This is a genomic window from Dysgonomonas sp. HGC4, from assembly GCF_001261715.1.
In the GTDB taxonomy this organism is placed as follows: domain Bacteria; phylum Bacteroidota; class Bacteroidia; order Bacteroidales; family Dysgonomonadaceae; genus Dysgonomonas_A.
Genome location: NZ_CVRU01000150.1, coordinates 1 through 12642 on the forward strand (window position 1 = coordinate 1; position 12642 = coordinate 12642).

Sequence of the window (12642 nt, forward strand, 5' to 3'; positions counted from 1 at the left end):
TGTATATATCTACAAAAAACGGATATTGAGGATCTTTTAAATGAATAACTGTCAAATCAATATTAGAATCAATTTGTTTTACTTCATGATTTTGATAATACAAATCGGTAGATGTATTTCCGTCAGCATGATTTACCTCAATCGCTGGCTCAGCAATAAACCCATTGCCAGATGGCGGATAAAACTCTTTCTCTCTAGCTATTCCTTTAGGCGGAATAGTAGATTCGGGTGCTTGCAAACTGCCATACCCTAACTGATAGAGTAAGCTATCGTTACCTGCAAACAAAGTCAAACTCGAATTATTAGTTTTAATTTTAAATATCTTACCATCAGTAGCACCTTGCCCCCATAGGCTTAGACACCCAACAACAGCAAATAGAAATAAGGATAATTTTCTCATTATGTGTGTTTCTTTTTCATAATTTTATATAGACTAACTCAATTCCCCGTCCATTCTTAGGATCGAGATTGCGCGAATACTGACGATCGTGATCATTATTCCAATGTTCGTGAACTCCCAGACTTTCGACCTTCTTACCACCTTGCATATAGACTGTTCCCGATGGAGGATTATCGCCAGCCAAAGCCATTTCATGCAGATAATCATCTGCATTTTCACGAATCATAATAGATGGTCTGTTATCATTCTCAGGGTCTTTATTGTTCTGACTTTGAGAATATAAAATATCTAAGCCCACAGAATCTAATGCTACCATATCCAAAGAACCCAATATTGAAGAAGGCCACTCTGGGTTAGCATACGGATAAACCTGATTATTAAATGGAGCATTGGGAAAGTGTACAGGATTCGAATTATGCTTACGGGCACAATACAAACCTTCGAGAATGTATAATATCGACTTTGCTCCTAATTCGGGTGAAGCAGCCATATCTATCATCGGAGAAAAGGCATTCGCTACACCTTCTTTGTTGGTATTAATAATTGCATGTAGTTCATCGGGTTGTTGTATAGTTCCATAATGGCTTTTACCAATCATGGTGACCGCTGTTTGCCCTTCATCTCCTTTTTCCTGATTAGAATACGGATAAGAGTGTGCCTTCAATAAAGCCAGATTGATTAAATAAGTTGCATCTTTTATCTGCTTGGGAATATTACGTGCTCTATCGTATTTTCCATTAGAATACTCTATCGCCTGTACCCATTGGGGAGTTTCAATATTGCGAAACTCTCCGTAATAGGGATGCTTTTGCTCTTCGCCCGGTTCTTTAGATTGTAGAAAGCGTACATCTTTATAATCAGACCATACTTTCATTAATATTTCAGGATATATGTCTCTTTTGGCATCATAAACTACAATATCTTTAGCATCCACACCTCCATATTTAACCAACTGCTCTATCATAGCATACACCATTTGTGGAGAGGTATCCGTAGCATTGGTGTGTCGGGTTATACGGAATGTACCATTCATATTTAGCTTGATAGCAATTATTTCTCCTTTTTTATAGCCTGCATTATTTCGGCTTAAAGTTTTGTTGTGATACTTAAAAATTGCCTGCCATGCGTCTTCATATTTATTCTGCCCCGAGAGCGAGCGAATAATAGCACCTAACATTGCATTAACTCCATCTTGATCGGTACTTTGATCAGACCACCATGAGTTTTCCATCGACTTCCAATCACCAGCCCAATGTGCAACACCCGGCATATGAGCCCACGAAACTCTGCCTCTATATATTCCTTTTGCATTGCCTATCGGTTTGTTAGAAGCATCTGGCTTCCAATCGTATTTAGTGGCAGCTTTTGTAGCCGACTGATTAGGATCCACGTGTTGAGCGGCCATCGTTCCTGCTTGAAGAACTGTGACAAGAAAGATTCCTAATAATTTAGCTTTCATTTGTCTGATATATTTAGGAGTTCGTAATTCTTTCCTTTTTCTGTTGAAAAATCTACTAATGATGTTTCTTTCAACTCTAATTTTTGTAATAATAAGGCATTGTCACCCTTGACCAATTCTGGGGCTTTTCCACTAAAATAAAATTCATTTGGATTCTTACCTTCTGCCAATTTCAGATCGAAACCTTTAGAAGATACTTTAGTCAAAGTTCTAACTCTACAATTTCCTCCCAAAGACGAATGAATAACAGCCTTTGTTATTTTACCGTTTTTCCATTCCATATCCACCGTAAAACCACCCCTCGCTCTAAGTCCTTTTACTGAACCTTCTTTCCAATTATCGGGCAATGCCGGTAAAAGGAAAATCTCTCCTGCATGGCTTTGCAAAAGCATTTCGGTAACACCTGCCGTTCCTCCAAAATTTCCATCAATTTGGAAAGGTGGATGAGCATCAAACAAATTAGAATAAGTACCTCCTCCTTTTGTTGACACATCGGTTGCATCTACATGTCTTAAACCGTTTTTCAACATCAAGTAGGCATGATTTCCATCTTCGAGACGTGCCCAAAAATTTATCTTCCAAGCCATAGCCCAACCTGTGCCACCATCGCCCCTTAACAATAAAGTTTGTTTGGCTGCCGCAGCCGTTTCGGGTGTTATGCGAGGTAATATTTCTTTACCCGGATGTAACCCGAATAAATGCGATACATGACGATGTTCTGGGTCTACTTCCTCAAAATCTTTATACCATTCTTGCAATTGTCCTTTCGAACCTAAATGTGGAGGATATAGTTTCTCCTTTGTTTCTTCTAAAGTCTTACGGAAATCACTATCTATATTCAATACCCTTGAAGCCTCAATACAATTATTCAACAGATCCCAAATCATAGCCATATCCATAGTGGTGGCTTTGCTTATTTCCCCTGTCTGCTCTTTACCGCTTTTGTCTTTATACTTAAATAAGTTTTCGGGAGTAGAAGACGGATTTGTTACCAGATAACCCGATTCATCATTCTGTAACCATTGCAAAACAAACTCGGCAGCCCCTTTCATTAATGAATATGCATTCTCCTTTAAATATTGTTTATCGCCACCAAAAGCATAATGCTCCCATAGATGCTGAGAAAGCCAAACACCCGTCATTGGCCAACACGACCAACGTGGCGATCCCCTCGGGTCTATATTATAATTTCCAGTTGGAGCAGTCTGTGCCCACACATCCGTATTGTGATGAGCCAACCAACCCGTATCCATACCATAATTTACTTGTGCTGTTTTTTGTCCATTGATAGATAGAGACTTTATAAAATTAAGAAGCGGCTCATGACAAGCCTGCAAGCCTGTTAACTCAGTAGGCCAGTAATTCATCTCTGTATTTATATTCGTCGTATAATTAGAACCCCAAGGTGGTTGCACATGGCGATTCCATAATCCTTGAAGATTAGAAGGTATTGAACCTGAACGAGAAGAAGAAATAGTCAGATAGCGACCATATTGATAATAGAGGGTAACCATGCCGTTGTCACTATCGTCAGTAGAAAACTGTTCCAGCCTTTTATCAGTAGGTAAAGCTTCTTTCTCTGGTTTTGCTTCTCCAAGCTTTAAAACTACATTATCGAATAACGATTTGTAATCTTTTGTATGATTATTCAATAATTCAGTATACGATTTCTTTGAGGCCGCTTCCATATTAGCTCTAGCCTGTAAAGATGGATCTTTACCTTCGAGACCTGGAGATTTATCGAATCCGTTAAAACTAGTAGACGCTGAAAGAATCAGAGTTACAGCATCCGAATTATTAATGCTCAGAATACTATCTTTAGCGGTAGATTTTCCCCCCTCAGCTAATACTTTTACATGAACTTCGAAATTCATGCCCTCACCTTTTTCTTCATCATATACTATTTGTTCGGGTTCATCCGATCTGTGCGCTACATGTTTAGGTGCTTTTCCTTTTAATACTAAGTAAGTATCTTCTTTAGCTTTGGATGTATATCTTAGTTTACTGTCTAAAGTAACATCAAATGATAAAGATTCCTTCTTATCTGCTTCGAGACGGATTACCATCACCTGATCGGGATAAGATATAAAAGCCGTCCGTTTGTATTTGACTCCGTTTGATTCGAAACTAACCGTAGATGTTCCATCAGATATATTCAAATCACGATACAGATTTGCAATATCATTGTCCAACAATGTCGTTAGATGTAGATCTGCCATTGGCAAATAACGAGCAGTATAAGGTCCTTGTGCATTATCCTTCCAGATAGAAGATGCTTTTACATAATCTCCATTATTGATAGCTTCTCTTATGGCAGGCAAAGCAGCTACCGCTTTAGGGTTATTAGCATCTTTGGGATATCCTGACCACAGCGAATTTTCGTTCAATTGGAAAAGCTCTTTCTGAGGCTCTCCAAATACCATTGCGCCAACCCGTCCATTACCCAAAGGCAAAGCTTCTTCCCAAACTTGTGCCGGACGATCATACCAAAGCTTAAGGTCATTGCTTTTAGTTTCTTCGGTCTTGCAGCTCCCCATTGCAAAGAAGACAGAAAGTGCAACCAAACCTGATTTTACGAGGTGTGTTTTTTTCATTTTAGATTCTTTTTTATTGCATCTCTTTCTACTATTTCGGTAGCCCAAACAAAACCAACATAGGCTTCTTTAGCATTCAGAGACTTTTTATGGTTAATATATTTTTCATAGTTTTCTTGCACCCCCACACCGTCGCATGCTTCATAGATATCAACTAATCCTCTCTCGTTTATTTTGGCATGGTTAACAATGGAACTGTATCCATCTTTAACAACCAACTCATAGTCCTTTTTGTTCAGAATTCCCAGATTTACACCTTGCTGCAATGCATAGGTAAACATAGCACTTCCCGAAGTCTCTATCCAGTTATGGGGCATGTTCCCTTTATCTACAACCTGAAACCAACCTCCCGTTCTTATATCTTGGGTACGTTTTAAAGCTGCTGCTAAACGCACGAATATATCTTTAACATCATTATATCCTTTGTGATTTTTAGGGAGAGTTTCTAATGCTTCAAGTAATATCAAAGCATACCAGCCCAACCCTTCGCTCCATACTTCAGGCGCTTTACCCGTAGAAGTATCTGCCCATTTACAAAGACGATCGTCATGCCCCAGCTCATAAATAGCGTGTACATAAAGTCCCGAATTACCCTGCTCCCCCCTCTTAGCATAAGCCATTATTTGTTTGACTGCTTCGTCATAAGCATATTCCGCATCACCAATGGAACGACCATATCGAAGCAAAAACATCTGACTCATAAAAACACCATCTATCCACATTTGTCCATGAAGACCTTTACCATGCCAAAATCCACCATCATTATTTCGGGGATAATCTTTTAGACATGTAAATATATAATCGGCTGCTTTTTTATAACGAGGTTCTTTGTAATATTCGTATAACATGACTAGTGTATTTCCGGGCATCATATTATCCAGATTATCGCAAACATTAGGGATTCTCGATAAGCCTTTATAGTTGGAAACAGCAACAAAATTACCGTCTTTATCAATAAAATTATCTATATATTTTTTTATATACTTAAGATATGTATCGTCTCCCGTAGCTTTATATAAACGCTCAAAAGCACAAGCCATGTAACTATTAACATATGTCCATGCATTCCAATATGCTTTTGTAAAATCAGGATAACGTGCCATAGTACTTTGTGCAGCAGTCACCGACCTAAATTGGGGTACTGGTGCACAAGGCAAATAGGCATTCATTACACCTGTTTCTGTAATATCAAACAAATCAATTGGTTTTGCACTCACATTGTCTACATAAATATCTCTCGTTATATGTCTATTAATAATTTCTTTAGCACCTATTATTTGTATGTTTTTAAACCACATACTTTCGATAGGCTGGGTTGTTTTTGATAAAGAGGTAAAAGATATTCCTTTATCGGTAACATTCAAGTTCGAGAAATTCTCAAAATAGCTATACCATAATATAGGAATATTCATACTTTTAGATGAATCACTTACTAACTGCTCTAATTGAAAAGCTGTTTCACAAGGATAACCTTCCGAGTAATTATCTCTCATCCAAATATCTTCGATAAGCCCACCCCTATCTGTGCCATACATATGTACAATGTATTTAGGAATGACTCCAAAAGTATTTTGCTCGGCAAATATATTGCGAATTACTCCTGATGTACTGCCACCAAGAGTAATTGCACTTTCTCCACTTTTTCTGAAATAATTGTTCTTTAGAATAATATTCTCGCTTTTGATATTAGCCTGAATCGTAATATTATCTCCCGAAGATTCAAAATCACAATTACTTACAAGTATATTTCGACTATCGGATAAACATATTGCTCCTTTTCCATTACCTCTAATTTTTCCGGGTCCCGTTAATCTGATATTTTCTTGATTATCGGAACTAATCAAAAAAACAGACTTCATTTGAGGATCAAAAGACAATATAGCTCCTTCGGATAGCAAAAGATGAATGTTTGACAATAAATAGAGAGGTGCATTCAATTTGTACATTCCTTTCGGAACCAGAACAACACCACCTCCCATTTTATAGCATTTTTCTATGGCATTTTTAAAAGCTTCTGAGCAGTCGTTTGTATTATTACCTAATGCGCCAAAGTCTATTACATTAAATGTTTGTTGTGGTAAAACAGCAAGTAACTCTCTTTCAACGTCAGTGGCCAACTCCCATCCTATATTTGTTCTTTGAGTATAGTTCTTATCTGATATTTCTATAAATTCTATATCTGCAAACAATACAGATTCATCTCTTAAATAAGATGGTTCTTTGAGGCTACGATAAATCCCATACTTTGGACGGTTGAATCGTGCTCCTTCACGCCACATATCTACCTTATTACTTTTACCATAGAGAAGCCTTTTACCATCCGAAACTCTTTTTATTTCCAACTCTATTGTACCAGGGTTATCATGTAATATTGTTTCTGTTACTTCTACCCAAGTTCCTTTAAATAACGACAAGTCTTCTTCTGCCAAGATTGTGGAAGAGTTTTGTGGAGAAACAACATTAAATTCCAACACCTCTTTACCTCCTTTGAAACGAGGCGTAAGCGTTACAATCGGTGCTCCTGCATTAGGACCGGCATCAGCTTTTATCTGATGAATATGGCAAAAATTAGGCGATGGCTGAAAATCTTTGTCCAGCTTAAACTTCCATTTATATTTCTGGGTTTTTCCTCTATGCCCTTTCATCGATTCGGGCGATGTTCCGAAGGTCTTTATTTCTGTGCGTTGCCTATCTTGTGCTCCGCAACGATCGTCATCTAATTGAGCATGAAGTGTAAAAACAAATACTTGTTTTTGAAGTTCATCATCATATTGTTGCATAATATGCTTGATAGGATGTTTACAATCGGGCACCTCAACCCCATAACCAAAAGATTCTATCAATTTATATGTATCTGTTTTGCCATCGGCATTTGCCGTTCTCCCAGCCTGAGCATTTACTTGCAGACAAATAACTAGTAATAAAAACAGACTCGATATTTTTTGAAGGTTATTCATAAGATTCGCTTTAAAGGATAACTTATTACTTACTCATAAAGCGAAAACTGACTTTTGAGATATTATCAGGTTTCCCTTTTACGGCATTAGACACAGTGCCCACTAGCAGTCCTTTCTTGTCCTTTTTAATTTCGATCTTTCTCCAAGAGTACGCTCCTTTCTCATAATCGAAACTCACCCCATCATCATCATACAGATTGTAAGAACTTTCTTTCGTTCCATAATGCCGAATTTCCATATTCACTTTTTCACCTGCAGCTGGAGCATGCAAACGGGTTTCCATCATAGGGATAATACCACCATCTTTTACGTATACAGGAATACGATCTAATCCGGGAGTTACTGTTATTTCCTGCCCGTTACCTGCCAATTCTCCGGTATAGAAGTCATACCAATTACCCTGTGGAAGTAAAACCTTACGTGTACTTTGTCCTGTAAACAAAGGTGCAACCAATAGATATTCACCCGACATATACTGATCTTTCACTTCTTTATTAATGGCTTCTAAATAAGGATTATCTTCTAAGCTCTGACTGCCTGCAATGGTTTTCGATTCGTTTCTGAAACCTTCTTCCAAAACCATTGCTCTAAAAGGAGGAGTACCTTCAAAATGATACTTTGCAAATTCAGAATAGAAGTAAGGCATCAACTGCATACGCAATTCTGCATAGAATTTCACCTGATCGGCAACTTCGGGAAACGACCAAGGCTTAGTTCCACTCGACCATGCATTAATCATAGCCATGGGTGAGAAAGTAACAGACTGAAATCTGCATAACCATTCTTCTCCTGTTTTAGAACCTCTTACCTCAGGAGTCCACAATACACCGCAAAATCCACTATTCACTAGGGCTGTTATAAAATCCTGATGACTGTAATAATCATTATAGATTACATAAGGTAAATTATTAGCTCCTGCATTAGATGCTCTTACTAAGCCGAATGTTCTGGTGTTTTCTTTCCGATATAACTCATCCGTTAATTTCTGAGCTAATACGCCATAAGTTTGACGCATTTGTATACCACTAATTCCTGATGGAAAAGTTGCCATATCGGGCCATAAGTAGAAGTCGTAACCATCTACCTCATCAATCTTATAACCACTGACTCCTATTTTCACCTGATCTTTATCCAACTGATTTGCAAATATTCTTTTTGCTTCGGGATGATTCAAATCAGGCACAGTACCACACCAAACAGTATGAGAACCAGTATATGGTTCTATCTCTTTACTTATTGAAGCTTCGGGTGAAACATATGGATTAGTCCACAAATTGAGCCGAATACCTTTATTTAGCATTTTCTTTGTAAATTCGGCAGGATCAGGAAAACGAGTCTTATCCCATTCAAAAGAACATGGATAAGCCTTGGTTTGCCAACCCGGCTCTAAGCCTATAAAATCGAGAGGATATCCTTTTTCTTCAAATTCGGCAGCCTCTTTCATCACATCATCTGCAGTATATAATTTTTGTACGCGTTGAGTAAATCCCAAACCCCAACGAGGAGGAAGCGTACCACCGCCACAATACAGATTGTATTTCTTGATGGCATCTAAAGACGATTCTCCCGCAAATATATAAAACTCGATTCCTTCAGCAGGAATATAAACTTCTACTGCATCGGAATAAGGGCGCGAATTCCATGTTTTATCTGTATTACGATCTTTTGCCACAGGAGGATTTTTTGAGTCCTTTCTCACTCCTGTTCCCACATAAAAGGTGAGGTATTGAGCCGAATTGATTAATATACCATATCCTTCGGAAGAGACATAGAATGGTACGGGAGCATGCGTCCTTCCATTGTCTTTTCCTCCATAATGGTCTACATGCAAATTGAGAATCTTACCTCTTTGATGTACTGTCTGGAAATTAAGTCCTAAACCATAAATCTGCTCGTCCTTAACAAGAGGAAACCTCAAATATGTTTTTCCATCTATTATTTCAGCATGAATATCCATTTTGTTCAATGGAAATACTGTTGCTTGTAATTTATTCAGTATATCTGCTTTTGGTTTACTACCGGCAGCACTCAGCAAAGTATACGAATCGGGGCTACCAAATAAACCTTTCCATACTCCGGGAAACTCCTCAGTCCACTGAATTGACTGGGCTTGTACTAGAAATACAACCAGACTCAAGATGGTTGAAATCGTGATTTTCTTCATAAACTATTATTTTCAAAGGTTGTTTTATTTTAGTAATGCCCATGCACACCATAGCATAGGAGCTTGCCCGTGCATATCGCCCGTTTTTTGCTTACGATCTAGATAATACTGATAATCATTTCTTCGGTTAGTGCCTTCACACACATTTGATATATCTCCGTCTTCATTGATATAATCGACCAATGCAAGCCATGCTTTACGAGCCAAAGGAGCATATTCATTCTTATCGAGCCACCCATTTTTTACTCCCATTATCATAGCATATGCAAACATTGCCGAGCCTGATGTTTCTACCCACGATTCAGGTTTTTCTATAAGCTGTCCCCACAAACCATCTGGTCTCTGATACTTTTTAAGACTTTCCATCATTTTCAAATAAGATGTCATAATAGTATAATGATCTTTATTGTTCTTATCCAAAGAAGTAAGCAACTCACTCATTCCTGCCGCCATCCATCCATTGCCTCTTCCCCAAAAGAAAGGAGCATCGGGTGCGTGGTAAAATAGCCCATTCGGTCGTTGAATCGTATCCAAATAAATAACCATCTCATGTGCAGCCCGTTCTATATACTTTTTGTCTCCTGTAATATGATATGCCTTAGATTGCACCATTGTTATCATATACATATCATCAATCCAATAGCGGGTCTGCCATGTAAGATTCTGCTCTAAAAATTTTTGATATTCTTTTTTCTTTATTTCGGGAGAGTCTATTGGTAACGTCCATTGCGCATTGGCAAAACCCATACCCATATCGTAAAATCGCTGATCTTTGTTGTGTTTATAAAGCTCTAAAGGAATAGTACCAAAAACCGAATAGTCTACATGATACGGTCGTGGCACTAAATGCTTTTCATCATCGAAAAAAGGTAAGAAACGTTGCTCTAATTGTTGAAGTAATACTTTATTATTAGTTACTTCTGCAAATTTAATAGCTCCATACCATACACATACTTCAGGATAAGTAATTGATTTAGGAGGTACAGGTGGTCTGAAACTATTATGAGGACTCTCTACAAAGCGGTTTGCGATCAGTAACCCAACAGTTTGAGGATCTTTGCCTTTTGGCCAATTCTTTAAATCGGTATTCTTCTGGGCATACAATCCTGAAATCGAGAGGATGCTCATTGTCAAAAATAAGACTGATAGTATTGTCTTTTTCATGGTATTAGAAATAAAGGTTCGGTAATATATTCAGGCACTCAAATATAGTAACTCACAATTCATTGAATTTGTAATGCTTATTCAATTGTTTGTAAAATCGAATCATTTGTAAAATCTATTGATTTATTTCTTTTCGATTAAGTTCTGCTCCTGACTCTTACTAATTACATTCTGCAAAGCGGTCAGCCCCAAACGATCTTTTAATTGTTGATAGTAAAGACTCTTTGGATTAACTGTCTGATCAACTAATTCTATCCACCCATCACCAACAGAGATAAGCCCCTTATCTTGAAAATTGCTTCTCGAAACTCCATTTATAGCCGTTATTGTACTCCTTCTGCCATTTTCAACCCACTTATCCTGTATAGTTCCATTACTTCCTATTGCGAAATTTTGAGCTGTAGGAGGCTGCATTACCATAATAACTGGAGCACTGCAATTCCAGAAAACAATCTGTGCACCAGACCAACCATGCCCCGAACCATACCATCCTCTATTCACGGATAGTAATGAGCCATCGGGTCCTTTGATTGTGATATTATCATAGAGACAACCTGCTGCCCACCGTTGATGGGGCTCGCTTGAAGCAAAAGTCATATCTCCCCCACCATCTACAAAAACATTGGGTCCTGCAACACTTGCCCCCAATACAAATTCGTGTCGATGATGACTCGAATAACAACGCTGAAACAAACACATCTGTCCCCAAACTGAATAGGCATAACGACGACCTCCTGTAATAACTGACACGGGATTGGTTGCCGATAAATCTTGTCCGGTAATAAATTTGGCAGAAGATGAAGTCCAAACACAACAATCGAACTGCTCTACACTTACGTTTCTTATCCATGCGTTTTCGATAGCATTGCAAAAGACAAAATTGTTTGCATGATTTTCATCAGCATTATACTCCCCTATGTATTTATCTTTCTCTTTCACACTTGGATCATATACCGACATTCCATAGATATTCTCGATTCCACACTGAGCAATTCTCTCTGGAAAATTATATTTATAAATTTTAGCCCCTCCAAATTCTTGCTGCAAAGCATTTACCAGAGGAATATCTAACGTGACCTTATCGCCATCAATAGAAACTATGGTTCGCTCAAAGATCAAATCTTTAGATCCTGCTTCCCATTGTTTTGTTCCATTTGTATTTGTATTGTTTCCATATTTACGAAACCGAAGAAACGACTCCTTCGTAGTCTCACCCTTTAATGGACGCGGTGCTATTGAATCCATACCAATTGCATGAATCCATTCGGCAGTACTCGGACGATGTACTACCATATTATCCCCTACTTTAAATGTTTTTCCAGCATCTTTTACATGTATTATTTTACTTCCCGACGAAACATATTTATCTGTAATATATTGCTCACTAGAGATTATAGGTGTAAGTTTAGCATTAATTCCTAATTCGATTACATTGTATTTATTTGTAGAGGTTGCCAATAATACAGTTCCACTCTCTTTGTTATTTCCTTCTCCTCTCAAAACTATACCACCAGTTGTTATTTTTAAAGGAGAGGATATATTATATACTCCTCTTTTTATTAATATAGCTCCTCTAAACCCATCTTTATCAGGGCTTAGTTTTGACACTGCATTTATTGCTGACTGAATCATAGAAGTATCATCTCCTTTACTTGGAGATTCGACCACTGCTACAATCGGCAGATCGGGTATAGCTACACCACCGCCCATATATCCACAATTGGAAAAATCGGGAATTATATCGCCTTTATCTGAATAAGGTTTATATTCGAGTTTTCCATTTTGTCCGAAATAGACCAACTCACTTTGAGATTGGCCAAATAATAAACTGCTAGTAACGATTAGAATAAAGGATAATGTTATCCTCCTTATTTTATCTTTCATAATAAATAGTTTTAAGGAAT

At 37.8% G+C, this 12642-nt stretch carries 7 protein-coding genes; all 7 read right to left on the minus strand.

All coding sequences use genetic code 11. From position 1 onward, the window contains the following. The coding region (locus HGC4_RS14370) for a glycoside hydrolase family 36 N-terminal domain-containing protein (protein ID WP_304437595.1) at positions 1 to 400 on the minus strand (400 nt) is incomplete at its 3' end. A 16-nt stretch (positions 401 to 416) separates the two neighbouring features. Next, the gene (locus HGC4_RS14375) at positions 417 to 1859 is read right to left on the minus strand and encodes a DUF362 domain-containing protein (protein ID WP_050710832.1); all 1443 of its coding nucleotides are present in this window, start codon (positions 1857 to 1859) and stop codon (positions 417 to 419) included. Next, complete coding sequence (locus HGC4_RS14380) at positions 1856 to 4453, minus strand: glycoside hydrolase family 95 protein (RefSeq protein WP_050710833.1); 2598 nt, start codon at positions 4451 to 4453, stop codon at positions 1856 to 1858. Before HGC4_RS14380 ends, HGC4_RS14375 begins: the two co-directional genes overlap by 4 nt. Then, positions 4450 to 7410 carry a glycoside hydrolase family 88 protein gene (locus tag HGC4_RS14385; protein ID WP_050710834.1) on the minus strand — a complete coding sequence of 987 codons (2961 nt, stop codon included), beginning with the start codon at positions 7408 to 7410 and terminating at the stop codon, positions 4450 to 4452. The genes HGC4_RS14380 and HGC4_RS14385 overlap by 4 nt, the downstream gene beginning before the upstream one ends. 25 nt (positions 7411 to 7435) lie before the next feature. Next, positions 7436 to 9574, minus strand: a complete 2139-nt coding sequence (locus HGC4_RS14390) for a glycoside hydrolase family 31 protein (RefSeq protein ID WP_050710835.1) — start codon at positions 9572 to 9574, stop codon at positions 7436 to 7438. Positions 9575 to 9598: 24 nt separating this feature from the next. Next, positions 9599 to 10738, minus strand: coding sequence for a glycoside hydrolase family 88/105 protein (locus tag HGC4_RS14395; protein WP_050710836.1), 1140 nt, complete (start codon positions 10736 to 10738; stop codon positions 9599 to 9601). Positions 10739 to 10861: 123 nt separating this feature from the next. Next, a complete protein-coding gene (locus tag HGC4_RS14400; protein ID WP_050710837.1) occupies positions 10862 to 12622 on the minus strand; it encodes a pectate lyase in 1761 nt (586 codons plus the stop codon). Positions 12623 to 12642 lie beyond the last annotated feature (20 nt).